The sequence below is a fragment of the Paenarthrobacter sp. 4246 genome, from assembly GCF_040546855.1.
GTDB lineage: Bacteria > Actinomycetota > Actinomycetes > Actinomycetales > Micrococcaceae > Arthrobacter.
The window spans coordinates 414,721-440,205 of record NZ_JBEPOP010000004.1 but is presented as its reverse complement, the minus strand read 5'-3'; the positions used below and the strand labels follow the sequence as shown (position 1 = coordinate 440,205).

Below are 25,485 nucleotides of genomic sequence, written 5' to 3'. Positions count from 1 at the left end.
AAGAGGCCGTTTTGAACGCTCAAAACGGCCTCTTCTGCTACCCAGGCGGGTTATCCCGACGTACCGTTCAGCACCACCACGTTGGAGCAGGTCACATCCTTTCCGGCGACCTGCAGGACGTTGCCGGACTGTGGGGTGTCGGACGTGACTGTCAGGTCCCGCACCGTCGACCCGTCCGCCGCCACCAGCAAGGTAACGCCTTCGCTATTGCTCAGGATCACATCCCCGGAATTTCCCGTTGCCCCGGCCAGTGTGATGTTCCGGCGGTCACCCCAAATAATCGAGGGCTCGTGGTAAATCCCCGGCTGCAGCAGCACCGTGACAGCGCGTGGGTTATTCGCAGGGATGGCGCCGACAGCTGCCCGGATGCTGGCAAACTCGCCCGTTCCATCCAATGCCACGGTGATGATTTCCCGAAGCGCCGGTTCGGTCCCGCCCAAGGGCCCGCCGAAAGCACGCACCAGCGCCGGAACTGCCTTTGCGGGGGTGGGGTCATAGGAGTAGGGAACGTCGAACGCCAAACCCTGTTTCTGGCCGGTGTTCCCCGTGCAATCCTCGAAAACGTTGTTCCGGGCTACCAACGCACCCCCAGGCCCTTGGTGGTGAAGCGGATTCCGGACATCCCGGAAGTAGTTTCCCTCCACCAGCAGCAAGGCCGCGTTCCGCCCCAGCATCCCGTAGCTGGAGATGTTCTCCAAGTAGTTGTTGTAGACATGCGATGCCGCGGTGTTGTCCAAGCTGGCGTTGCGCTGGTGGGTGTTCCGGATCCAGTTGTGATGCAGCGTCACCCGGGTGACCACATTCTGGGTCCACCCTTCACCGAGGGCCTTGTTATGGTCCGAAAAGACATTCCAGGACAGTGTGACGTTGTCGCAGTCCTTGCGGATATCCACCAGTCCGTCGCCCAAGCGGGTGAAATGCATATGGTCCACCCACACGTGCGTGCTGGTGTCCATCTGGATTCCATCCCTGTCATTGTCAGGCCGTTTCCCCACAAAGTCGCCGGGAATGTAGGAGTCCCGGAGGGTGAAGTTGCGGAACACGACGTTGGCCACGTTGACCAGCTTGAAGCCGGCATTGACCACCGCAGCTCCTTCGCCAGCGCCAAGGAATGACTTGTTGGAGGTCACCGTCAGTTTCTCGTACTGAGTGAACACCAGGTTGCCGTGCAGGATAACCACCAGCGGTTCAGGGCTTTTCGCGAATCCGCGGAGCTCCTCCGGTGCGCGCGCATGGACCAGCCTGCCGCCGGCCCCACCGGTGGTGCCGGCACGGCCGTAGGATGCAACGCCGGCGAAACCATCGGGCGCCGACGCCCAGGCACCCCCGTGCCCGCGGTTTATCGGCAGCCCTGCTTCATCGAACCCCGTGGGGTCGACGCCGGATGGCGCACCTTCCGCTGCCACGGCGGAGGCAGCCGGAGTGAACAGGCCGGCCGACGCCAATGTGCCTGCAGCGAGTCCTGCGGAAAGAAGGGTCCGGCGTCGGATGCCCTTGTGTTCTGTGTTTGCCATCTCAGGCACCTGCTGCCGGGGTCCAGTCACCAAGGAAGGTCTCCTTGGTGAACTTCGGGGCTTCCTGGGGCGTGAGCTGGGGGTGGAACTCGTTAACGTACGCACCGGGCCCCGTGTTGTTGAACTCGGCGAAGCGGCCCTCTGTCCAAGAATGTCCACTCATGTCGGACCAACCCTGCAGGGCGATGTGACTGCCCAGGTTCGAGTCGCGGATGACGGCCATGGGGTGCGCGTTGGGGTCGCTGCTGGCAAACCAAGGGCGTCCCAAGCTGACGGTTCCCGGAGCCGCGTCCGAAGTGAGGGTGCTGTTCATGATCAGGAAACCGTACGGGTTGGAGTTCTTGGTGCTGGGTGCCACGATGTAGCCATTGTTGGTGCTGCTGCCGCGGTCCAGGGAGTGAATTGTGCAGCCGTCAAAGACGGCGGTGCCCCGGCCGTAGAGGAAATCCACGTCGCCTTCGATGTAGCAGTTTTTCAGGTAGGTGCGGGCTGTGGCGTCCCGGCCGGTGGTGTCAGCGAGGTACGTGTCTTGGTTTCCGAGGAACCTCGTGTTGTCGAAAGTTACTTTGTCAGCCACGGTACGGACAGCGAGGGCCTGGCTCCCGCCGTTGGCGGCCTCGTCATAGGCGTTCTCCACGGTGAGGTTGCGGACGGTGGTGTGCTCGGCCAGGACGTTGAGTGTGGCACTGCCAGCCGCGCCCCAGGTCCCGCCGAAGAACTTGGCGCCGTTGGCTGGGAGGTCGTAGGAAATCACGACGTCGGATGGGTCGCCCGTTGCTCCCTGGAGCGTCACGTTGGGCCGGTCGGCCCAGACATTGACCATTTCCCTGTAGAAGCCGGGCTTGATGGTGATGGTCCGGGGCTGGGTGTTGCCCACGGGAATCGAGCCGATGGCCGCCTGCAGGCTGCCGAAGTCGCCGGTGCCGTCCAGTGCGACGGTGATGTCCGCCGTCGTGCTTGGTGCTTGGTTTTCGCGCGGTCCGGCAGCTGAGGTGACCAGTCCTGGAACCTTGGTGGCATCGTCCTTGACGTAGGCGTAGGACTGGGTGGGATCAAAGGCGCTGCCGATGTTGTCCTTGCGGCCACGGGTGGCATCGAAGATGTTGTCACGGTTGACGATCTCCGTGGCGGGATCCTTGGCCACCACAGGATCGGCCACAGCGGTGAAATAGTTGCCCTCCAGGACCACCTTGGCGGCGTTCCGGCCCATCATTCCGTACTGGCCGATGTCCTGCAGGTAGTTGTTGTACACGTGTGCGGCCGCAGTGTTGTCCAGGCTGAAGTTGCGCTGGACAGTGTTGCGGATCCAATTGTGGTGGATCGTCATTTTGGTGACCGCATTGCTGGTCCACCCGACGCCCAGCGCCTTGTTGTTGTCCGCAAAGACGTTCCACGAGTACGTCAGGTAGTCCGAATCCTTGCGGGTATCGATCATGCCATCGCCCATGCGCTCGAACTTCATGTGATCCACCCAGACATGGTGCGAGGTATCCAGCTGGATCCCGTCGCGGTCATTGTCCGGCCGCTTACCGTCCCAGTCGCCAGGAATGTAGGAGTCACGGACCGTGAAGTTCCGGAAAATCACGTTGGACACGTTGATGAGCTTGAAACCGGCGTTGACCAGTTCCACCCCGGCGCCGGTGCCAATGAAGCTCTTGTTCGATGTGACGGGAATCTTGACGTAGTCCTGCGCGGTGATGCTGCCCTTGAGGAAGATGACCAAGGGCTCCTCCGCCGCGGCATAAGACTTCAGCTCTTCCAGCGAAGAAGCGCTCACGTGCCTCCCCGCCTGGCCGCCGGTGGTCCCGTCCAGGCCGTTGCCGGGCAGGGACGCGAACCCGTCGGGCCGCTGCTTCCACAGGGCCGCTGCTGCGGCCGGGGACTCAGTGCCGTGGTGGTGGTCAGGCTCTGCCCGTGCGGGCACAGCGGTAAGGCTTCCAAGAATGACGACGGCGGTGGCCGCGCCTAGTAAGCGTCGCAAGCGCATGCAAAACTCCTTTGTCTTGTCTGTTGTGGTTGCCCGGGTCAGGGCCGGGTTATTTGAGGCCCGTGGTGGCGATGCCATTGATCAGGTATTTCTGCCCCGCGATGAAGAAACCGATGATCGGGGCGATGGACACCACCGACATCGCGAACATGGGGCCCCACATGCTCTGGCCTTCGGAGTCCATGAAGGCGCGCAGGGCCAGGGGGACGGTGTAGAGGTCCTGGTTCTGGATGTAGAGCAGCGGCCCGAAGAACTCGTTCCACGTGGAGATGAACGTGAAGATCGCGGTGGTGGCCATGGCCGGAACACAGAGCGGCAGGATCACGCGGATAAACGTCCGGAAGGGACCGCAACCGTCGATTTGGGCAGCGTCGTCCAGTTCCTTGGGCAGGGACTTCATGAACTGGACCATCAGGAAGATGAAGAACGCATTGGTGGCCATGAAGTTGGGAACGATCAACGGCAAGTACGTATCCAACCAACCGAGCTGCGAGAAGATGATGTACTGCGGAACCAACAGCACGTGGCCCGGCAACATCAGGGTTCCCAGCATGAGGGCAAAGAACAGCTTCCGGCCCGTGAACTCCATCCGGGCGAAGGCATACGCTGCCAGGGCGCAGGAGAAGATGTTGCCGATGATGGAGAAGATCACGATCACCATGGAGTTGATCAGGTACACGTGGAACGGCTGGTCCAGTGCGGTCCAACCCTGTGCGTAGTTGGAGAAGTCCCAGTTCTCCGGCCACAGTCCCAAATGCCGGAAGATATCGTTGCTGGGCTTCACCGAACTGGAGATCAGCCACAGCAGGGGGTAGAGCATTACCAGCCCCACCAGGCAGAGGATCAGGTGCCGCGAGAAACGGCTGGCCGGCGTGCCTGTCAGGGCGTCTTCGGGCTGTTCCTGCTTTGCCAGCTTTCGCTTGAGGGGTAGATCAAGGAGTGCCATGAAGTTGCCTTAATTGTCGTAGAAGACCCAGAACTTGGATGCGATGAAATTGATGGCGGTGAAAATCGCGATGATCATCAACAGCAGCCAGGCCATGGCCGAGGCGTATCCCATCTCGAACTCGGTGAAGCCCTTCTGGTAGAGGTACAGGTTGTAGAACAGTGTGGAATCTGCCGGGCCGCCTGTACCGCCGCTCATCACGTAGCCCTGGGTGAAGGTCTGGAAGGAGCCAATGAGCTGCATGATGAGGTTGAAGAAGATGATGGGGCTGATCAGGGGCAAGGTGATGCTCCGGAACTGTCGCCACTTGGAGGCGCCGTCAATGGACGCTGCCTCGTAGTACATCCCCGGGACCTGCCGCAGGCCGGCGAGGAAGATGACCATGGGCGAGCCGAAGGTCCACACGTTCAGCACAATGAGGGTGCTCAGCGAAAACTGCGGATCAGTCACCCAGGCCGGCCCTTGGATCCCGAACAAGCCGAGGAACCCGTTGACGATGCCGTCATTGCCGAAGATGTAGCGCCACAGCATCACGATTGCCACGCTCCCGCCCAGCAGGGAGGGCAGGTAATACACGGAACGGTAAATCGAAAGCCCCTGAAGCCCCCGGTTCAGCACCAGGGCCACCAGCAAGGCAACAGCCAAGGAGATCGGCACTGATACAAACGTGTAAATGAAGGTCACCTTCAGCGACTGAAGGAGCCGCGGATCCTCGAACATCGCCTGGAAGTTCGCCAGCCCCACAAAGTTGGGCTCCGTGAAGAGGTTGTAGTCCGTGAAGGCCAGGTACAACGAGGCGAAGAACGGAATGACCGTGAACAGCATCCCCAGGAACCAGGGGAGCAGGAACAGATAACCGGATCGTTGCTTCTTCCGCCGGGAAGGACGGATGCGAGGCTTGCCGTCTGTTGCCGGAGCCGGAGTGGAGGCACCGGGCGGCTGTTTGGTCAGAACCGACATGGTCCCACCGTCCTCCCAGGCACAGATCCGGAGCTACTTGTTGATGGCTGCATTGCTCTTCTCCATGAAGGTCTTCGCGGCATCGGCGGGACTGACACGGCCGAACTCCACCTCGGTGGTCAACTGCTTGAGGGTGTCGGCCACAACGCTGGCGCCCTTCGGGTAGACGTACGCGGCAGGAAGATCGTCCTTCTGGATGGCGGCCATCAGGTCTACGAACGTCTTGTCATCCGCACTCAACTTCGGGGTGATGGCATCCGCCACCTCCGGGTTGATGGGAACACCACGCTGGGTAAGGACTTCGGCAGCGCCCTCGGCATCATTCGTCAGGAAGTCCACCAACTTCGCAGCTTCCTTGGGGTGCTTGGACTTGGCAGCGATGGACCACAACATGGTGGGGTCCGCGGAGTAGCCGCGGCGCTCGCCGGTGGTTTCGCCCGGAATGCGCAGCAGGACAACTTCGCCTTCCACAGCCTCGTTATAGCCGCGGAAATTGTTGATGGGGATGATCTGGGAAGCCACAGTGCCCTTGGCCAAGTACGACTGTGCCGGGGAGCCGCCGATTTGCTCGAAGAACCCAGCCGGTGGGTAGCCGCCGGCTTCGCGCAGGTCCACGCTGTACTGGAACCAGTCCTCAATGGTCTTCTCGCTGACGCCAAGCTTGTTGTCCTTGGTGTAGAAGTCCTCGCCGCGTTGACGGGCCAGGATGATAGGGCCGGTTTCGGTGGCGACGTCGTAACCGGCTCCGTAGACCTTTCCGCCCGTCTTCTGTGTGACTTCGGTGGCGAACTTGGCGTAGTCCTCCCAGCTCCAGGTCTTGTCATCCGGGATGGTGACGCCCGCCTGGTCCGTGATGGTTTTGTTGACCACCATGCCAATGGTGGTGACACCGGTGGCGAGGCCGTAGAGCTTGCCATCAACCTCGCCTCGGCTGAGCGTGGTTTCAGGGATCTTGTCCAGGTTCAGCTCGGGGAATGACTTGAGGTCGGCCAACGTGCCGCGCTGGGCGTACTCCAGGAGGCTGCGGTTGGCCATGGCCAGGACGTCCGGCGGGTTGCCGCCGGCGAAGCGCGTGGCGAGTTTGTCTGCGTATGGACCGCTGTCCTGGTATTCGGTCTTGACGGTGATGCCTGGATTCTTCTTCTCAAAGATCCGCAGGGCCGCCTCGGTCATCTTGGCGCGGTTGGCATCGCCCCAGAACACGAAGTTCAACTCAACGTTGCCGCCGTTGCCCGATGGTGCGGCGCCACCCCCTCCGCAGCCGCTCAGGGCCAGGCCGGCCGCGACCATGGCGGCGCCCAGCACCGTCCTGCGCGGGATAGGAGTGTTTGCTGTCTTCTTCATTGAATGACGCCTTTCTGGGTGCCCTGTGAGGTTGGTTCGATGCGGTATGAAGACTGATTCCGACGGAAAGTTTCTTTAGAAACGAAACCAGCATGGGTGCTCTATGCAGACTGGTTGAGCAGTTTCGGCGAATGAAAAGTGTGAGTAAACGATTTCTAGCAAGGAATTGCTGTGACTGTCAACACATTGTGGCGTTGTGGTTGGAAATTTTGGATAGAAACTTTCTTATAGTGTTGCCGAAGTCTTTCCGTCATGTTTATGCTGATCCCACACCCAGCCAACCCGTCCCAAGGAGGCCGAATGGGCAGCTTCCACCTCAAGGGAGTCAATGTGGTCCAGGAAAATCCCGGCGATGACCTGGCCACCCATGTGGCTCCAAGGCCCTACCTGCATCCCGTCCGGACACTGGGCGGAGTGATCCTCACCGAGGCCGCGCCCTTGGACCATCCGCACCATTTGGGGCTGTCACTGGCCTTCTCGGACGTGAACGGCACAAATTTCTGGGGCGGATCCACGTACACCAGCCAAGGCCCGGTGGTCATCCCGAATCACGGGCGGCAGGTTGCTTCGGAGTGGGACCATCACGACGGAATCGCGGAAGCCGACGTCGAATGGTTCACTTACGGCGGTCAGCAACTGGCGAGCGAACGCCGGAGCTACAGATATCAACAACACTCCGCCCCGGCCACGTGGAGCTTCTCCTTTAACTCAGTGATCCGCCCCGCCGGTGACGTGCAGCAACTGTCTGTGTCGTCGTCGGCCGTCAAGGGCCGCGCAGGGGCCGGTTACGGCGGAATCTTCTGGCGTTTTACCGCAGGCGACAGCCCCGCACACGTGCTGTGCTCGGACGGGGCAGGCGTGGAGCCAGCGCACGGTTCGCTGTCCCCATGGCTCATGGTGCGGACCCGGCAGCAAGGCAGGGACGTCAGCGTCATCCTCGCTCAGGATCCCAAGCAAGTGCGTCCCTGGTTCATCCGCACTGAAGGCTATGTGGGTGCCGGACCTGCCGTCGCGTGGGACAAGCCAGCCGCTGCAGACCGGGACAATCCCCTCACACTCAGCCTCCACGCAGTGATTCACGACGGCAACGTGGCCACCAGCCAGCACTCCGAAGAACTCCTTCACCAGCACTTTCACTTCAGCAACTCTTCCGACAGGACGACATGACAGCCATGGGACATCGACCCCGCCTTCCCGAATACACCAACCCCATCCTGAACGGTGACTGGCCGGACCCGGACGCCATCCAGGTTGAGGGCACCTATTACCTCATCGCCTCCAGCTTCAACCGGGTCCCCGCGCTGCCGGTGCTTCGCTCCACAAACCTGGTGGACTGGGAGCATGCAGGGCATGCGCTCCCAGAACTGCCGCAAACGAACCACTACTCCCTTGTGCGCCACGGAAGCGGTGTGTGGGCACCCGCGCTCCGCCATCACGGCGGCAAGTTCTGGATCTTCTACCCGGACCCGGATCACGGCATCTTTGTCCTGAGCGCGGAGAAGGCCGAAGGTCCTTGGAGTACGCCTCACCTTCTATACGCCGGCCGCGGCCTCATCGACCCCTGCCCGTTGTGGGACGAGGACGGGCAGGCGTACCTGGTGCATGGCTGGGCGAAGAGCCGCATCGGGGTGAAGAACCGGCTGACCGTTCACCGGATGAGCCCCGACGCCACCCGTTTGCTGGACCACGGAACCCACGTCATCAACGGCGAAGACCTCCCCGGATTCACCACATTGGAGGGCCCCAAGTTTTATAAGCGCGAGGGTTGGTACTGGATCTTCGCACCTGCCGGCGGGGTTTCCACCGGGTGGCAATCGGTCTTCCGTTCACGCTCTCCTTTTGGGCCTTACGAGGAACGCCGGGTGCTGGAGCAGGGTGGTTCGCCGGTGAACGGTCCGCACCAAGGCGCGTGGGTCACCACTCCCGAGGGGCAGGACTGGTTCCTGCACTTCCAGGACCGCGGAGCCTACGGCCGCGTGGTCCACCTCCAACCCATGGGTTGGGATGCGGACGGCTGGCCGTGGATGGGCGCAACAGCGGACGACGACGGACCGGGAACCCCGGTTTTGGTCCACCCCTACCCGGAGGGTTCTTCGCCGGAAGACGTGGCTCCTCCCACCAGCGACAATTTCACGTCCCCCGGCCTGGGGCCGCAGTGGCACTGGCAGGCGAACCCCCGCAAAGAGTGGCTGTCAACCTGCGGAGGAGGGCACCTGGTCCTGCGTCCGCAAGCCAACGATCCCATCAACCTGCGTGAACTCCCCAACGTCCTGGGCCAGATCCTCCCGGGCGTGCCGTCCACCTTCACCACCACGCTGGAACTGGACGATGTCCCGGCAGGCACCCGGGCCGGCGTCGTGGTTCTCGGCCAGCGGTACGCCTGGCTGGGAATTGTACGGACGGGCGACGGGTATGTCCTGGGCAGTGGCACGGGCAGCGAAGGCCCGCACGAGCTCCCCGTGGGGCGTGCGGTGGAACTTCCGGGTCCGCGGATCGAACTTCAGATCAGGACGGATGAGACGCCGCGGGCAACGTTTGCCTGGCGTGTAGGCCCCACGGATCCATGGCAGATCCCGCTGTGGGATTTCGACGTGGTGGAGGGGCGCTGGATCGGGGCTGAGCTGGGGATTTTCACGGCCTCACCCTTGGGTTCGCGCGAAAGCGGCAGTGTTATCGTTGGACCCGTGCGGGTCGAAACTGCGCCGGTCCGCCGGACTACGGCTCCGCGCATTGCCGCTTCAGTTTCCCCATGAGTTCAAGGACCGCACCGTTGACCGCCACTCCGCGCCCCAGGATTGCAGACGTGGCTGCGGCCGCGGGCGTCTCCGTGCCCACAGTTTCCAAGGTGCTGAACGGCCGTTCGCACGTTTCCGAAGCCACACGTGCCCGTGTCCAGCAGGCCTTGGAGGAGCTCGACTACACCAAGCGGAGCACTGCCACTGAGCCCGGACTGCTGCAACTGGTGGTGAACAACTTCGATTCCCCATGGGTTCTGGAAACCATGGAGGGAGTGGAAGCTGCTGCTGCGCGGCTCGGCTACACCGTGGCCTACACACGGGCTGTTAACGCCACCGTGGAGAACTGGCAGAAGCTGCGGGAGCCCTCCGGCAACCGCCTTGATGGTGTGATGCTGCTGGCTCCGCGCCAAGGATCAGCTTTGGTGGACCAGGCGCGGGCATTGAACATTCCGGCCGTCGCGATTGACCCCGAAGGTTCGGAGGGGCTGCAGATTCCCAGCGTCAGCCCGGCGTCGTTCTCCGGAGCGTTGGGCGCGGTGTCCCATCTCCTGGGCTTGGGGCATGAACGTATTGGCATCATCACGGGCCGCGTGCACAGCCCCGGCCATGGCCGGGCCCGTTACGCTGCCTACGCCGCCGCCCTGCACGAAGCCGGTCTCCCGGTACTTGCCGAGTTCGTTCGCGACGGCGACTTCAGCATCGAGTCCGGCCTTCGCCTCGGCGGGGAACTTCTGGATCTTCCGGAGCGGCCTACCGCGATATTCACGGGCAGCGACCTGCAGGCTCTCGGAGTCATGAACGCCGCAGCGCAGCGGTCCCTGAAAATTCCCGGCGATCTCAGCGTGGTGGGTTTCGATGACATCGCCCAGGCCGCCCTCACCTCGCCGCCGCTCACCACGGTCAGACAGCCCCTGGCCCAGATGGCATCCATGGCCGTGGGCATGCTCGCGGAGCACATCGAGCAGCCTGGCCTTGGTTCGTCCAGTGCCCTCGAAGTCGCCACGGAGCTGGTGGTGCGCGCCAGCACCGCCCCACCCCGCGACTAGGTAGGCGCCCCCGCGCCTAGTGGCCCTGGAACGCCTCCGCCAGCCACCACGAGCCGCCGTCGGACGCGATTTTCGCGTCGATCACCAAGGGCCGGTCTTGTGTCCCGGCTTCATAGGCCGCGATCCACGGGTGCACGGCTTCCAGGTCCGCGATGGTCCGTACGGTCACACCTTCGGCGCCGAATCCACGGGCTATGGCGGCGATGTCCGTTTCCGGGAACACGACGCTGGAGAGCTCGGCCTCAGAGTGCTCCGATGCGAAGTGGTGGACCTCGGCACCGTACGCGGCGTCGTTGTAGACGATGCACACCAGGGGTAGTTTCAGCCTCGCGGCGGTCTCCAACTCGCTGATGCCCATGAGGAATCCGCCGTCACCCGCGCCCAGCACCGGCAGCCGGTGCGGCTGGGCAAGCGCGGCGCCAATGGCTGTGTATAGCCCCAGTCCAATCGCCTGAAATGCCTGCGTGAAGCAGAACCCGAACTCGTCCGGAACAGCGAGGTACTGGCTGGGGTAGCCCATGAAGTTGCCGGAATCCACGGCCACGATCCGCTCGGATGGGAGCATGGAATCGAGTTCCCGGGTGAGGACGCGGGGATCGATGGAGGTCGCCGTGGACAGGTCCGCTGTGGAAACGTCCCGCCACCGCGAGCCCTGCTTGATGGACAAGGCGTTGGTTTCGGTGCGGTACTTTTCGGCGGGCTCAGGCTGCACGGTCCGCAGCGCCGTCAGGGCATCCACCGCAGTCAGCGCCGAATCCCCCAGCAGCCCCAGGGCGATGGGCCGGTTGGCGCCGAGCGCGGAATCTTCGACGTCGATCTGCACCACGTTGGTGCCGGTGGAGATGAGTCGTCCGTGCCGCATGGTCCACATGTTCAGCGCGCAACCCCACCCCACAATCAGGTCCGCGCCGCTGATGAGTTCCGCCGTGGTGGGCGAAGAAAAACCACCCGAGATACCCAGGTTGTGCGAGTCGCCGTTGAACAATCCGCTAGCCACTGCCGACGTCGCCACCAGCGCACCGGCATGCCGCGCCAATTCCAGGATCTCGTCCCGGGCGCCCCGTCCGCCGCGTCCCGCGACGAACACGGGCCGTTCAGCGGCGGAAATCAGCGCCACCAACTGCTCCACTCCGGCAGCGTCCGGGCGGATCTTTAACGGCTCAGGCACGACGACGGCACTCACCTGGTCCGCGGCGCTGGCACTTTGGAGGTCCAACGGCAAGCTCAGGACCACCGTTCGGCGCTCGTTCACCGCGGTCCGGAAGGCCCGGACAGTGTCTGCCACAGCTGTGGCGGGGGAGTGGATGCGTTCGGCCACGGCGCCGACGCTTCGAGCCAACGCGTCCTGGTCGATCTTGAAGTTGGACCGGATCGCTGCAGCCTGGGTGTCGGCGGTCAGCACGATCATGGGAGTGCGGCTCTTCGCGGCTTCTCCGATTCCCGTGATGGCATTGCTCAGCCCGCAGCCTTGGTGCGTGGTGACCACTCCCACCTTGCCGGACATCCGCGAGTAGGCGTCGGCCATGGTCGCAGCACCGCCTTCGTGCCGTGTGGCGGTGAAAGGGATTCCTTGGGCCATGAGGGTGCCGGTGACATCGAAGTTGCCGCTGCCCACCACCCCGAAAACATGCCCGACGCCCAGCTTCGCCAGCGTCCTGCCCACCAAGGCGGAAACCCGGACCTGCTCACTCATGCTGTTACCCCGGCTTCTTTTTCAATCAGCGCGTACACGCGGCTCGGGCTGCCGGTGCCGCCCACGATCGGCAAAGGAGCAACCACCAGGGTGGCGCCCGTGGTGGGAAGCCGGTCCACGTTCCGCAGCGAAGTGACGCCATACTTATCCGCACCGAGGAGGAACGAATGCACGGGGAACATCGGATCCAGCGCACCGGCCTGCCCGGCATCGATCCCTACGGTTTCAACACCGAAACCGCTGATCGAGGGGTTCCCGGCAAGCCACTTGGCACCTGCTGCAGAGACCCCTGGAGTGTGCGGGCCGGCGTCGTCCGCGTTGACGAAAGCCGCTGCGTCAGCGCCGCGGGCTGCCCAACCGGTCCGGAAGATGATCCAGCAGTTCTGCGGGAACAACCCATGCTCAGACTGCCACTGCTCAAAGTGCTCCGGTTCCAGCAGGAAGTCAGGGTCCGCGGAGACCTCTACGGTCTTGTCGATCACCGCAATGGGCCCCACCAGGCGGTGGGGTTCGATCTGGTCCACGGACTTGCCGTCCTTGCCGGTGATCCAGTGGACGGGGGCATCCAGGTGCGTCCCCGCGTGTTCGCCCACCGTGACGTCGTTCCACGCCCAGGCCGGGCCGGCGTCGTCGAAATTGCTCACCGGCGAGACAGACAATCCCACCGTGTTCGCAAAGGGCTGGGGAAGGTTCAGGATGGGGGTTTCGGAGCTGAGTGGCGTGGTGAGGTCGATGATTTCCACTGAACCACTCGAAAGGGCTGCAGTGAGCCGGGCCAGAACAGACATTGTTCTCCTATCGCTTGCTTGGTTTAAGTGCTGCTTGAAGACGCGAAAATCGTGAAGTTTTGTTGCTCAGTTTTTGGGCCACCAAATGTCCCGAGCCACCGGAAAGGCCGGGACCAGGGTGGGTTGACGCGCCGATATGCCACAGACCTTCGACGGCGGTTTGGTGGCCGGCCGCCGCGGGGAAAGGCCGCCAAAGCAAGTTTTGGAAGAGCTCAGCGGACCCTCCATAGGGGTCGCCGTTGACGGCATTGGGATTAGCGGCGGCCAGGTCCGTGGGAGTGATGATGTCTGAAGCGAGAACCGTAGCTTGGGTTCCCGGCGCGAACTGCTCCAGCCGGGTAAGGACCCGTTCCAAATAGCCCTGTTTCAGCTCCTCGGTCCAACCTTCCTCCACTGACAGTTCGCCGGCCGCATCACCTACGGGAGAGAACGGAACCTCCTGCAGTTGCAGCCACAGCGTGGCTTTGCCCTCTGGAGCACGGGACGGATCCAGGACGCATTGCTGCCCCACCACCACCGTGGGTTCGCTGGGCAACAGGCCGGATTCGGCCTGGGCGCACGCGATTCCCGTGCTGTCCGAGCCGTTGCTGATGTGCACCAGCGGAACTTCGTTGAGCCGGGGATCGAGCCACTCCACGGGCTTGTCCAGGGCGAGATGGATCTGAAGGGCGCCGCGGCCGTTCTGGTAGCGTTCGGCGGCGACAGCGGTCCCGGCCGGTGGTTGGCGAAGAAGTTGGGTGTAGAGGGCCTGTGGAGAAACGTTCGCCAACACTGTGCCAGCGGTGACTACGCCCCGCGAAGTCCGGACGCCACTGATGGAGCTGTCCCTGCCGGCGACGTCGGAGCCCACCAGGATCTCCTCGGCCTCGGCGCCCAGCATGATCCGGACCCCGTTATCGCGAAGCAACGACTCAAACGCCTCAACAAACTTTGAGGAACCACCCTTCACCACGGGGAGCCCGAAGCCGTGCATGGTCATGGCCATCACTGGCAGCATTACCCCACCTGTTGCTTGGTCCGGGCCGAGCCCTGCGTGCAGGAGCCACGGAGACCACAGCTGGTCCGTTTCCCACCCGTCGAAGCGGCTGCGGGTGTAGTTCCGGCCGCTCATCACCGCGTCCCGGACAAAAAGTTCGGTCGCTTTCAAGCGCCCCCGTCGAACCGCGCCCAACGCGATTTTCGCAACATCCTTGAATGATCGAAGCTCCGCCCCGAACGCCCCAAAAACCGTGCCGGCATTCCGCTCAAGGTCATTCAGCATGGCAAGGTAGGCGGACTGGTCGCCGGGGTTCTTGAACGCGGCAGCCGTTTCGCCCGGATCCCGCTGTGCAATAACGACGCGGTGAGCTCCCGTGGCCGGATCCGCTGCGACGCTCGCGGTCACCGGGCCGGTGGCGTTGCAGTACTCCAGCCCCCTGGCGTGCAGTTCCTTGCCCAAGGCCGCGTAGGCACCACCTGACACGAATAACGGGTGCCAGGAAGAGAAGGAGTCGTGGATGAATCCCGGCAGGGTCCGCTCGGAGGAATGAATGAAACCTCCCAGCCGGTCTGAACGCTCGATGATGCAGACACGCTTCCCGTCCAATGCGAGCTCAGCTGCCGCGACAAGGGAATTGATGCCCGAGCCAATGATCGCGACGTCAACGGAATCGTCCATCTCCGCTCCTTTCAGAAGTGCTCAGATTGTGGCTAGAAGTCCGGGTGGCTGGCGGTTGCGTGGTATTTGCCGCCGTGGAATACCAAGGGAGCGCCGCCGTCGTAGTCGTATTTCTCCACTTCCCCCACATAGATGACGTGGTCGCCGGCGTCGTGTCGTGAGACCGTACGGCATTGGAAGGTGGCCACCGCGCCGTCCAGCAGCGGAACGCCGTCGATGCCCTCGGTGGTGTCCGTGCCGGTGAACTTGTCGATGGCGGGAGTTGCGAACTGGCGGGACAGGACGTGCTGGTCGCTGGCCAGGATGTTGATGGCGAAATGCGTGGCGTTCTCGAAGTCACCCAAGCTGGGCGACCGTTTGCTGGGGCACCACAGCACCAACGGGGGTTCCATGGAAACTGACGTGAACGAATTCGCGGTCATGCCCACCTTCCGGCCGTCGGCAGCAACAGTGGTCACCACGGTAACTCCTGTGGCGAATTGCCCCAAGGCGCCCCTGAAATCACGGACGTCGAAAACCGAGGTGTCTTCCTCTTTGCGGGCCTGCATAAAGTCGGCTGCGGCAGTGGGATCGAACCACCACGGGTAGGACGTCCGGGGATCATCGAACCCGGCCACGATGCCTGCTGCCAGCGACGGGTGTTCAGCGGCTTCGCTGAGGAGGGTTTTCTGGTGGTCCCGGCGAGGCTTAAGGAGGTCGTTGGTCCATTCAACAGCCCACTGGCCCCATCCACGCCAGAACTCATCGAACGTCCGCTCCATCCAGTGGCGGTCGAAGGGCTGCTGGCCCCTGCGAACGATCGCATCGAGATAGAACTTGGCGGCCAGCGTCGCATTGTTGGAGCCCTGGCCGGTGAGGGGATCGTTGAGGACCACAGCGTCACCGAGCCCGAACACCAGCTTCCCGTTCCCAAGCTCCCCGACTGCGGACCTCACCGTTGGCGTGATGCGCCCCAGAAGCGTGGCGCCGCTATCGGTCAGTTCCGCGTCGGCGAAGTTTTCGGCCTCGTGGGGGAAATGCTCGCGCAGGATTTCCAGCGAACGGTCCAGCTGCTCTTGCGGGGTCCCGACGTCGGTCCACCGGTCCATGGGGCCGCCCACCACGCCTTCGAACACCATCATGCGGCACGGCCCGGAGACGGTAAGCCCCGGGAACGTAAAGAACTCGCCGACGCCGGGGGCCATGGACATGCGGATCGCGGCACCGCTGCTGGAGGTGCTGTCCGGTGACGGGCCGCCGGCGGCAGCACCGCCGTCGGCAGTGACGTAATTGAGAGCCAGGACCCGCTGGGGCCGGTCGAAGGGCGATTTTGCCTTGTCCCGCGGGAAGATCTGGCCGATCTCGCCCTTGCCGGTGCTGACAATGACCAGATCGTAGTCGCGGGCGAGCTCTTCGAGCATGCGGGGAGTGACCTTCTCAATGCGGAAGTCACCCCCGGCGGCCACGAACGTCTCGATCCAGAGTGCACTCTTGATCCGTTGATCGATGGAGCGGGCCGGCCCGTCCAAGGGGGCCTCCCATTCGATGGGGTCATCAGCATCCACGCGCAGCCGGATGGAGGTGATGCCCGGGGCGGAGCCGGACTCGTAGAATTCCGTGAGCGCTGTCCCCATCTGGGCTTCGGCGTCGAGGGCGGTGGAGAACATGCACTGGCTGGACATGACTCTTCCGGCGCGGATCTGGGCCGCGGAACGGTCGGACAGGAGCGTCACGGCGTAGCCGTCCCGCTGCAGGCCCAAAGCCAGTTGGGCGCCGGATTCCCCGGCCCCGACGATTGCTATTTTTCGCATGGTTAAGTCCTTGCTGGCAGGGGTGTGCTATTAAACCTTGGCGGCGGAGAGGCCGGCCAGGTAGCCGGCAGCTTTGTCCGGATACATGAACCAGTCCTGGAATTCCGGGGGGTGGTTGAAGCCGTTGGCAAACCGTTGGGCAATGGCCGGCTCGCTGTTCGCGGCGCCCAGGAGCTCAAGGACGTGGGGCGGCGGTGGGGCCAGGAGGGCATTTGTCCAGTGTGCAACGTGCTGGGCGTAATCCCAATAGCGCTCGAACGTGGCCTGCATGAACTCTGCGTCGTAGGCTGCGTTGCCGTGCTGGATGATGCTGTCCATGTATGACGCCGCGCACTTGCTCGCGTTGTTGGAGCCCTGTCCGGTGATGGGATCGTTCAACACCACGACGTCGGCCAGGCCCAGTACCTGCCGGCCGCTCGGCAGGGTAGCAATGGGGTGGCGGACGGTCGGTGCAAACCTTCCCTGGAGGACGCCGTTGGGATCGGTGAGTTCCACGTCCGTGGCGCGTTCGGCTTCCCACGGCAGGAAGGTCTTCAAGACGTTTTTGGAGTTCTCCAGGTGCTCTTCGGGAGAGAGTCCCCTCCATGTGTCCATGGGGCCGCCGGGAACGCCTTCGAAGACCATGATTTCGCAGGGTCCGGTGGTGGTGAGTGCTGGGAAGACGAAGTACTCGCCCACACCGGGGATGAGGTTGAACGACACCGCTGAATACTCTTCACGCGGCTTCAGGCCCTTCACATAGGTCAAGGCAAGGGCCCGCTGCGGAGCGTCGTAGGTGCTGCGTTCGGCGTCGCGGGTGAAGAGCTGCGCGATCTCGCCCTTGCCGGCTGCCACGATCACCAGGTCCGAGTTCTGCGCGTACTTTTCCAGCTCGGCTACTCCGGCGTCTTCGAAGACCAGCTCGCCACCCCGCGCGGTGAACTCCTCCACGAACTTGGGGAACTTCACGCGCTGATCGATTGACTTGGCGTGGTTGTCCAAGCGGGAGGCCCAGCTGATGGCCTTCTCACCTGGCAGTTCGGGGTGGGGAATGGTGAACGAGATGCCGTCCACAGTGGGGGCATCGGGCCAGAAGTCCAGCCCCAAGGCCCGCTCGTGTTCCAGCGCGTTGTGGAAGACGCACTGGCTGGAGGCAACTTTGCCCTCGCGGATTTCCTCCGGGGTGCGGTTGGAGATGGTGGTGACGTCGAAGCCGGCGTCCAGCAGGCCGATGCCCAGCTGCAGTCCGGACTGGCCGGCACCAACAATGGTGATGTGGCGTTGCGTCATGGTGTTGCCCTTTTCTCTTGGTCTGTAGTCGGTTTGGTCTATTTGCGGTTGTCAGTTGGCGGCGAGCAAGGGGATGGTTTCTTCGGCGCGTTCAGGTCCCAAAGCGGAGTAACCGCCGTCGACGGCCCAATCGGCGCCGGTCACGAAGCTCGCTTGGTCGCTGGCGAGGAACGCGACGACGTCACCCACCTCGTGCGGGCGGCCGACGCGCTTGAGGGCGTGGAACGGTGCCGCCACGGAATCTGTCTTCTCCAGGTTCCCGTTGCTGAGGGAATCCATGATGTTGCTCCACACCCAGCCCGGGCTGACCGAGTTGACCCGGATCCCGTCCAATGCGAAGTCCACTGCCATGCTGCGGGTTACCTGCACCAAAGCAGCCTTGCTGGCGGGGTACAACCAACGGCCTGTCTGGGCCACGGAGCTGGAAATGGAGGTGAAGTTAATGATGGCGCCGTGCCCCGAAGCCTTGAGGTAGGGGCGGGCTGCGTTGCTCGCCACTACGGCGCTGACGAGGTTGACGTTCAGTGCGTCGAGCCAGTCGGCGCGGCCGGATGCGGCTCCGTCGTCCTTGTAGGTACAGGCGAGGTTCACCAGGATGTCGAGGCTGCCGTGCCGGGCTGCGGTCCCGCTGACAAGCTGGTTCACGGCGTCATCATCAGTGATGTCAGCGTGGGAGTAGGTGATCCCCTCGCCCAACCCAGCGGTGAGCGACGCGCCGTCGGGGTCTATGTCCGCCACCACCACCGTGGCTCCTGCGTCCCGCAAAGCGGTGACCACGCCCTGGCCCACTTTGGTCACTCCACCGGTGACGATCGCTGTCCTGCCTTTGAGTGCTGACATGTGCCGAACCCTTTCCCGCGATGATGATGTTACGGATATATGACGTGCGTCATATTTGCCCTGCAAGCGACTCTAGGCAGTCGCTGTCGTTCGGAATATCCACGGGGCGCGAGGATTATCCGAATTACGCAGGGTCCTCCTCTTCTTCGTGCCAGCCAACCCAGGCCGCGGAAGTGAGGCGGGTTCCCCTGGCCTGAAGCTCCGCCGCCCAGAGTTCGAAGTGACCCTGATCCCATTCATCTCGACGGTCATGTACGAGCTTGATGTTCTTCACTGGTCCTCACCTCGCTTCCGTCACTGTTATGGTTCTGTGAGCTGCGTCATACTTGTCTTAAAAGCGACTCTAGACAGCCGCTGCACTCCGGAATATCCACTTGGCGCGGGGATCATCCGAAAAGCGAAAAGACCCTGTGTAGTGGGAAAACCGGTGAAGTAGGTGGCGGATGGTGAGGATTCTTCCTCGGGACGTTCTGCGGGGGCGGCCGACTGTGGCCACCACCGACGTGGACCAAGCACACGCCAAAATTGCTGAGCTGTTTTGCAGTCACGAGCTGGCGCCGCGGACGCGCCAGTCCTCTGTGGATATGAAGCTCCGCTCCCTCCACCGCGGTGATGTGGGAATCGAGTTCCTGGACTACGGCGCGGACGTTCGGATTGAGCCGGAGGGCCTCCAGGATTTCCACTTGGTGCAGATCCCGTTGGCGGGGCACGCGTCCATGAAGGTGGGTGCGAGCACTGTGGAGTCGAGTCCGGCAATGGCCACTGTTCCTCCGCTGGACAGGCCCTTCTCCATGAGCTGGGACAGCGGCAGCCCGCACCTCATTGTGTACGTGCGGCGGGCAGCATTGGAGCGGGTGGCATGGCAGCTCAACGGCGCGGCACCTCGTGAGCTGGGCTACGGTATGGACCTTTCAGGTGGCGCCGGGCGCGCGTTCCTGAGGGCCGTCGTCGAACTTCATGACGACATGATCAGCCGGCCGCAGTCCGCGGCTCCCGCCTTTGTACAGGGGTTGTTGGCGGACAGCATGATCTCGCGCTTGCTGATGGCGATGGAGTCGCCCGGTGTGGCGGCCCGGGACGCGGCTTCGGAGGGCCGGCTGGTCCGCGAATGCCGCGAACTGTTGGAAAAGCACGCTTTCGAAGAACTCACTGTCCCTGACATCGCCGAGTGCCTGGGTGTTTCGGTCCGCACGCTGCAAATTGCCTTGCGTGCGGAAACCGGTGCGACGCCGTCTGAGTTATTGCGCAGTATCAGGCTGGATCGGGCCCGGGAGATGCTGCTGGAAGCCAGCCCGCGGGAGCAGAGTGTCACGGCCGTCGCTGAGTTGTGTGGTTTCACGCACCAAGGGCGCTTCTCTGCGCTCTACGTGAAGGCCTTCGGCGAATTACCAAGCGAGAGCTTGCGCCGCTAGGCAGGAGGCGGAGACTATTCTGAATCGCGCAGAATGCGGGGCAGGAATCCCAATTGATCCAATTCCCGAACCAGAAGTGGCGTTAGTTCACTCGGGGCCAGCCGAAGCCGGTAGGATCTCTTCCCCTTGGCGATCGGTTCAATGACGCCGCGGTCCAGGAGCTTTCGAATGTCTTGACTTCGTGTCGCAGCTGAACCTGTGAATGCTGAACTAAGGTCTGCGGCCTTCACGTCAACTTTGCGCGCGATGATGGTCAAAGCCAGGGCTTCGTCCGCCGTGAAGCGCGACGAGGCGAGGCCTCTTGCGATTGCGGGAACCAACAGGCCTTCCGTAACGAAGTCCTTGTCACCGAGTTTCGCCAACCTTCTGAGGTCTGTCAGTAGTCCTTCGAGGACATACGTCGACCAGCGAATCAGGGACTCGGGTTCGAGGGAATCGGCGTCTTCGAGTCGTTCGTAGTAAAGGGCGCGGTTCTCCCCAAATACGGCCGTTGGGTTCAGCGCCCGGTATCCGGCGGTGTCGGAGAACCCTTGCCGCCGCATGGCGGCGTAAGTCATGAGTCTCCCGACGAGACCATTGCCATTGCCGAAAGGATGAATCCAGACGAACCGATGGTGGGCGAGCGCAATCTTGAGGAGCTCGTAGTTTTGATCTACGTCCGCATTGATGAAGTCGAGGAGTGCCGTCATGTCTCCGTGCACGCTCCCTGGCGAGGGTGGTCGGTGCGATGAGCCGCTGATGGTGACATCGGCGAGCCTGTAGGCACCAGGTGTGCGGTCCCCTTCAAGTTCCAAACCGGCCACGGAGATGCGGTGCAGCTCCCGGACAAACCCGTGCGTCAGTATCGTCCCCCGGCCGACGGCGGAGTCGACGAAAGCCGTTGCTTCTTGGAGCTGGACGATCTCTTTAACACCGTCGTCCCGCTCGATGTCGGCTCGGTCCGCGAGCTGAACGCCTGCAACAGCATCCACAATTGACGTGCGATTGCCCTCGATGCGTGCGCTCATGATGCTCGACAGCAGTTGAAAGAGTGTTCGCAACTGTGTGAAGACCTCGGGAGCGGTGGTTCCTTCACCTAAATCTGCGCGAACCCGTTCAAGGTCGATGATGGCTTTCGCCAGTGGAGAGCTAAAGGGGAACTCGGGAAAATCGAGTGGGTTCACGGGGAGAATGTTCCAGAGAGGTTTCCAACAATTAAGAGCATAGCCCGACTATTCCCTAGAAATCAGTGATTTCGCTAGACCCGGCCCGTGCAGGAATTAAATTATCCGAGTCCAACAATTAAGGCGCCTGTGCCAGCTACGCCTCCAGCACGTACGTCTTCAGGTCGTCCAGTGTCTGCTGCATGTGGGCATCCATGGCCAGGCGTGACTCGTTGGGATTCCGTGACTCCAAGGCCTTGGCGATCTTCCGGTGGTGTCCGATGGCGTGTTCCTGGATCTCCGGGAAAGCTGATGTTTCGGTGCGGCGCGCTTCGAGGACCCGGTGCAGCGGTTCAAAGAGCACAGCCACAAACACATTGCCGGAGGCGTGAAGAATGACGTCGTGAAAGGCGAGATCGGCTTCCACGAAGGCCGCGAGATCGTTGACTTCGTGGGCGGCCTGCATCTTGTCGACGTGTTCGCTGAGTGCCGTGAGTTCGTCGTCGGAGATACGTTCGGCGGCGAGTTCGCAGGCGCCGGTTTCCAGCATACGGCGGAGCTCGATGAGCTGGATCGCGGCGGCCGCGTCCTTGGTTCCCTCAGATGCCGCGCGCAGTACGGCTTCCAGCGATGCCCACTGATTCAGGGGATTGACGAACGTGCCGCGGCCGCGCTCGACGCTCAGAATCCGCTGCGCTTCGAGGGTCTTCATGGCTTCACGCACGGTCATTCGGCTCACCTCGTGCTTGGCGCTGAGCTCAAGCTCACCGGGGACCACTGTTCCGGGCGGAAATTCACCCGCGATGATGCGGTCCAGCAACTCATCAGCGACGACGCCGACCAGTGACTTGCGTGCCATGTATCCCCATTTCCTGTACTCCGGCCATCCTTCGTCCCGCGTCTTCCCGGGGCGGGATGGTTGTCTGACATCTTACGCTGGCGGTGGCCAGCTCGTTTCCCAAAATTCATGCAGCGCCTCGGCACATTCCTGCGGTTTCTGCCAGTGGACACTGTGGCCCGCGCCGGGAATGGCCTTCAGCTGACGCTGGGGGCTTTCGGCCACGAACGCGCGCATTTGCTCTATGGGCCGCACCCGGTCATCAGTTCCGGCGAGCACCAGCAACGGCGCGTGGACGCGCCCGGGTACTGAAGGTTCGACGCCGGTCATGGCCGCCAAGGCGCTGGCGGACAGAACGGGGAAGGGGACATTGAATCCGGTACTGAGCCGCACCATGTCTGCTGCCGGCAACTCCCCGTACCAGGCGTTCATGAGCTTCGCGATGGTTCCGGAATCGAAAAACCCCTGGTCCAGCTGTGACCTGAGCACCTCTTTGAATCCTTGATTTTGCGGCACGGGTGCCATGCCCACCAGGGTCAGTGAGGCCACCAACTCGGGGCGGGCCGCCGCCAGCGTCAGCGAAACACTGCCACCCATCGAGTGCCCCACCACGTGCACGGGACCCTGGGTCTTGGCGTCAAGGACTGCCGCCACCGAAGCAGCCGCCGAGTCCAAGGTCCATTCGAAATCCGACGGCAGGAAATCTCCCGGGTGGTAGCCGGGGAGGTCGAGAATCCAGACTTCGCGGCCAGCGTCGAGCAGATTCTTCGCCAGTGGTTCCCAGTACACCGAGCCTGACACCCAGCCGTGGACCAGTACGGCGGGCACCGGCTGACCTGCGGGAATGGCAGGCGTGAGGACGTCCACGAACGGGAGCGGAACCACGTTGTCAGCCATGCCCCCAGCCTAGTGACGTGGAGCATCTTGCGCGGTGAGGAGCCGTGTGTCACACTAATTCAAATGTTAGATGTCTGACATCTTACATTCACTAAACCGCTACACAGATTTCCCACGATGGAGTGCACAGTGACCCTTGAAGCAGACGTTCTGGCCGCTTTCCCGGCGGAAGTCCAGATTCCCGCTCAGCTGGTAGCCGACGCCGTTGCCGCGTCCGCCGCCACCACCCCGCGCGTGCTGGTTGTCCTCGACGACGACCCCACGGGCACGCAGTCCGTTGCGGATCTTGCCGTGCTCACCCGCTGGGAGGTTGAGGATTTCACCTGGGCCTTCACCCACATCCGTGAGAACCAGACCCAGGCCGCTGTTTACGTTCTGACCAACACCCGCAGCCTTGACCCGGCCGAGGCCGCGGCCCGCAACGAGGAAATTGTCCGCAACGCCCTCGCTGCGGCGTCGGGCACCGTTGTTGGTCCACGGCTGCGCCTGGGATTCGTCAGCCGCAGCGACTCCACCCTCCGTGGTCACTACCCGCTGGAGCCGGACGTCATCGCCGCTACCGTCGCCGCCGAAACCGGCGAACCCACCGACGGCGTAGTGATCGTTCCGGCATTCCCCGACGCCGGCCGCGTCACCATCGGCGGTGTCCACTACATGAGGGGAGACGCTGGCACACTCACCCCTGTGGCCGCGACGGAATTCGCGAAGGATGCGAGCTTCGGCTTCAAGAACTCCGAGATGGCCAAGTATGTGGAGGAGAAGTCACAGGGCCGATTCCCGGCGGGCGATGTGATCGTGCTTGACCTGAACATCATCCGCGCCGGCGCCTCCGCCCAGGACCCCACCATCTCCGCCAAGGCCATAGCCGACGCCCTGGAGTCCGCCACCAGCTCCACCCCGATCGTGGCCGACATCGTCACCGAGAACGACCTCCGCGCCCTCGCCCTGGGCCTCGAAGAAGCCGAACGCCGCGGCAAGAAACTCCTCTACCGCGTGGGCCCGCCGTTCGTCCGCGGAAGGATCGGCCAGGAAATCCGCACGGCACTGACCTCCGAAGAAGCCTTCGCGGGCAACACTCCCTCCACCGCCGGCGGCTTGATCGTGGTGGGCTCGCACGTTGGCGTCACCACCCGCCAGCTCAATGACCTCACAGCCGCGCACAGCTCGGCGCGCACCATCGAGATCGATGTCGAGAAACTTATTGCCGGTACCGAAACCGCGGGCGAAGCAGAAGCGGACGCCTACATCGGAACTGTCGTGTCCGACGTCGTCGGTGCGCTCCACCATGGTGACGTCATCGTCCACACCAGCCGCCTGCTCTTCAAGACCGACGACGCCGCCGCGAGCCTGAAGATCGCCCGCACGGTCTCCGCCGCCGTCGTCGCCGTGGTGAACCGGACCCTGAAAACCTTTCCGCCGCGGTTCGTCATCGCCAAGGGCGGCATCACGTCCTCGGACGTCGCCGCACACGGCCTGCAAATCCGCCACGCAATTGTGCGAGGCCCCATGCTGACCGGCATCGTCTCGCTCTGGGAGCCGGTGGACGGCCCCGCCAAGGGCATCCCGTACATCGTTTTCGCGGGCAACGTCGGCGACGACCAATCCCTGACTGAAGTCACCCGCAAGCTCAGCTCTACTTTCTAGAACGCCCGGCCCCAAAAAATTCAATGGAGAACACCATGACCAGCAGCAATTACACCGTCACCGTCCTGGGCCTCGGCGCCATGGGCCTGCCCATGGCAACCCGCCTCGCGTCCGAGCTCACCGTCCACGGCTTCGACATCGCCGAGCCGCGCCTTGAACTCGCCGCAGCCGCCGGAATCAAGACGTTCGCGTCAGCCCGTGAGGCCTCCGATGGTGCCGACGCGCTGTTGCTGGCAGTCCGCAACGGCGAGCAGCTCAACGATGTCCTCTTTGGCGAGAACGGCGTGGCCTCGTCACTGAAGCCGGGAGCCGTGGTGATCCTCGGTAGCACCGTTGGCACCGAAGTCATCCCGGCCACGGTGGAAAAGCTTGCGGAATACGGCGTGGCCTTGGTGGATGCACCGCTGTCCGGTGGGCCCAAGCGTGCCGGCGAGGGCGACCTGTTGATCGTCGTGGGTGCAGAGCCCGAGGCACTCGAAAAGGCGCGCCCTGCTTTCGAACTGCTGGCCTCCACCCTGAGCATCGTGGGTGACAAGCCCGGCGACGGCCAGGCACTCAAGACCGTCAACCAGCTCCTTTGCGGCGTGCACATCGCCGCCGCTGCCGAGGCCATGGCCCTTGCCGACGCCCTCGGCCTGGACCAGGCGAAGACCCTCGCCGCCCTCGAAGCCGGAGCCGCCGGTTCCTTCATGCTGTCCAACCGTGGTCCGCGCATCCTCGAGGCCTACTCCGAAGACGGCGCCGAAGTCCTCAGCCGCCTCGATATCTTCGTCAAGGACATGGGCATCGTGGGCAAAGCGACCCGCGCCGCCGGCCTCGCTGCACCTGTAGCTGCCGCTGCTGAACAGCTCTATCTTCTCGGCCAGGCCCAGGGCCTCGCCGCTGCCGACGACTCCGCTGTCATCAAGGTTGTCGCGCCCGCAAAGCGCACCGCCTAACCACCCCCATAAGAACGCGCGACGACGGCGATCCCCCCTTCG

20 protein-coding genes are annotated in these 25,485 nt (G+C 63.1%); 6 read left to right on the top strand and 14 right to left on the bottom strand.

Annotated elements, in window-relative coordinates; all coding sequences use genetic code 11:
• Positions 1-50: 50 nt before the first annotated feature.
• From ABIE35_RS09970 to ABIE35_RS09950, 5 genes are read right to left on the bottom strand one after another with little or no spacing between them, the layout of a single operon-like run.
• Positions 51-1,514 (bottom strand): pectate lyase family protein, encoded by a 1,464-nt coding sequence (locus tag ABIE35_RS09970; protein ID WP_354514537.1) that lies wholly within the window; start codon positions 1,512-1,514, stop codon positions 51-53.
• Between the two features lies 1 nt (position 1,515).
• Positions 1,516-3,501: a pectinesterase family protein gene (locus ABIE35_RS09965; RefSeq protein WP_354514535.1), complete on the bottom strand. Its 1,986-nt coding sequence runs from the start codon at positions 3,499-3,501 to the stop codon at positions 1,516-1,518.
• A 49-nt stretch (positions 3,502-3,550) separates the two neighbouring features.
• Positions 3,551-4,447 (bottom strand): carbohydrate ABC transporter permease, encoded by an 897-nt coding sequence (locus ABIE35_RS09960; RefSeq protein ID WP_354514533.1) that lies wholly within the window; start codon positions 4,445-4,447, stop codon positions 3,551-3,553.
• 9 nt (positions 4,448-4,456) lie between these two features.
• Complete coding sequence (locus tag ABIE35_RS09955) at positions 4,457-5,407, bottom strand: carbohydrate ABC transporter permease (RefSeq protein ID WP_354514531.1); 951 nt, start codon at positions 5,405-5,407, stop codon at positions 4,457-4,459.
• A gap of 33 nt (positions 5,408-5,440) precedes the next feature.
• Complete coding sequence (locus ABIE35_RS09950) at positions 5,441-6,751, bottom strand: ABC transporter substrate-binding protein (protein ID WP_354514529.1); 1,311 nt, start codon at positions 6,749-6,751, stop codon at positions 5,441-5,443.
• 300 nt (positions 6,752-7,051) lie between these two features.
• Between ABIE35_RS09950 and ABIE35_RS09945 the strand changes: the two genes are divergently transcribed.
• The 3 genes from ABIE35_RS09945 to ABIE35_RS09935 are packed head-to-tail and all read left to right on the top strand — an operon-like array spanning position 7,052 to position 10,535.
• Positions 7,052-7,918 carry a DUF6807 family protein gene (locus ABIE35_RS09945; RefSeq protein ID WP_354514528.1) on the top strand — a complete coding sequence of 289 codons (867 nt, stop codon included), beginning with the start codon at positions 7,052-7,054 and terminating at the stop codon, positions 7,916-7,918.
• Positions 7,919-7,923: 5 nt separating this feature from the next.
• Positions 7,924-9,504: a glycoside hydrolase family 43 protein gene (locus ABIE35_RS09940; protein WP_354514526.1), complete on the top strand. Its 1,581-nt coding sequence runs from the start codon at positions 7,924-7,926 to the stop codon at positions 9,502-9,504.
• The gene (locus ABIE35_RS09935) at positions 9,501-10,535 is read left to right on the top strand and encodes a LacI family DNA-binding transcriptional regulator (protein ID WP_354514524.1); all 1,035 of its coding nucleotides are present in this window, start codon (positions 9,501-9,503) and stop codon (positions 10,533-10,535) included. The genes ABIE35_RS09940 and ABIE35_RS09935 overlap by 4 nt, the downstream gene beginning before the upstream one ends.
• A 16-nt stretch (positions 10,536-10,551) precedes the next feature.
• On the opposite strand, the gene ABIE35_RS09930 is transcribed toward ABIE35_RS09935, so the two are convergent.
• From ABIE35_RS09930 to ABIE35_RS09905, 6 genes are read right to left on the bottom strand one after another with little or no spacing between them, the layout of a single operon-like run.
• Entirely contained in the window at positions 10,552-12,228 is a 1,677-nt protein-coding gene (locus tag ABIE35_RS09930; protein WP_354514523.1) for a thiamine pyrophosphate-binding protein, read from the bottom strand.
• Complete coding sequence (locus ABIE35_RS09925; protein WP_354514522.1) at positions 12,225-13,016, bottom strand: cyclase family protein; 792 nt, start codon at positions 13,014-13,016, stop codon at positions 12,225-12,227. Before ABIE35_RS09925 ends, ABIE35_RS09930 begins: the two co-directional genes overlap by 4 nt.
• Before the next feature lie 7 nt (positions 13,017-13,023).
• Positions 13,024-14,673 (bottom strand): phytoene desaturase family protein, encoded by a 1,650-nt coding sequence (locus ABIE35_RS09920; protein ID WP_354514520.1) that lies wholly within the window; start codon positions 14,671-14,673, stop codon positions 13,024-13,026.
• A 32-nt stretch (positions 14,674-14,705) separates the two neighbouring features.
• Positions 14,706-16,463, bottom strand: a complete 1,758-nt coding sequence (locus tag ABIE35_RS09915; RefSeq protein WP_354514518.1) for a flavin reductase — start codon at positions 16,461-16,463, stop codon at positions 14,706-14,708.
• A gap of 30 nt (positions 16,464-16,493) precedes the next feature.
• Entirely contained in the window at positions 16,494-17,732 is a 1,239-nt protein-coding gene (locus ABIE35_RS09910) for a styrene monooxygenase/indole monooxygenase family protein (RefSeq protein WP_354514516.1), read from the bottom strand.
• A 51-nt stretch (positions 17,733-17,783) separates the two neighbouring features.
• Positions 17,784-18,572 carry an SDR family oxidoreductase gene (locus ABIE35_RS09905; RefSeq protein WP_354514515.1) on the bottom strand — a complete coding sequence of 263 codons (789 nt, stop codon included), beginning with the start codon at positions 18,570-18,572 and terminating at the stop codon, positions 17,784-17,786.
• Between the two features lie 488 nt (positions 18,573-19,060).
• Here ABIE35_RS09905 and ABIE35_RS09900 point away from each other — a divergent pair, with 488 nt between their 5' ends.
• Positions 19,061-19,984, top strand: a complete 924-nt coding sequence (locus ABIE35_RS09900; protein WP_354514513.1) for an AraC family transcriptional regulator — start codon at positions 19,061-19,063, stop codon at positions 19,982-19,984.
• Positions 19,985-19,998: 14 nt separating this feature from the next.
• On the opposite strand, the gene ABIE35_RS09895 is transcribed toward ABIE35_RS09900, so the two are convergent.
• From ABIE35_RS09895 to ABIE35_RS09885, 3 genes are all read right to left on the bottom strand, one after another.
• Entirely contained in the window at positions 19,999-21,147 is a 1,149-nt protein-coding gene (locus tag ABIE35_RS09895) for a Fic family protein (RefSeq protein WP_354514511.1), read from the bottom strand.
• Positions 21,148-21,283: 136 nt separating this feature from the next.
• Entirely contained in the window at positions 21,284-21,985 is a 702-nt protein-coding gene (locus ABIE35_RS09890) for a FadR/GntR family transcriptional regulator (RefSeq protein ID WP_089593284.1), read from the bottom strand.
• Positions 21,986-22,057: 72 nt separating this feature from the next.
• The gene (locus ABIE35_RS09885) at positions 22,058-22,861 is read right to left on the bottom strand and encodes an alpha/beta fold hydrolase (protein ID WP_354514510.1); all 804 of its coding nucleotides are present in this window, start codon (positions 22,859-22,861) and stop codon (positions 22,058-22,060) included.
• 129 nt (positions 22,862-22,990) lie between these two features.
• Between ABIE35_RS09885 and ABIE35_RS09880 the strand changes: the two genes are divergently transcribed.
• Positions 22,991-24,505 carry a four-carbon acid sugar kinase family protein gene (locus ABIE35_RS09880; RefSeq protein ID WP_354514508.1) on the top strand — a complete coding sequence of 505 codons (1,515 nt, stop codon included), beginning with the start codon at positions 22,991-22,993 and terminating at the stop codon, positions 24,503-24,505.
• A gap of 35 nt (positions 24,506-24,540) precedes the next feature.
• On the top strand, positions 24,541-25,443 hold the full coding sequence (locus ABIE35_RS09875; protein ID WP_354514506.1) for an NAD(P)-dependent oxidoreductase: 903 nt from the start codon (positions 24,541-24,543) through the stop codon (positions 25,441-25,443).
• The last annotated feature ends 42 nt before the right edge of the window (positions 25,444-25,485 follow it).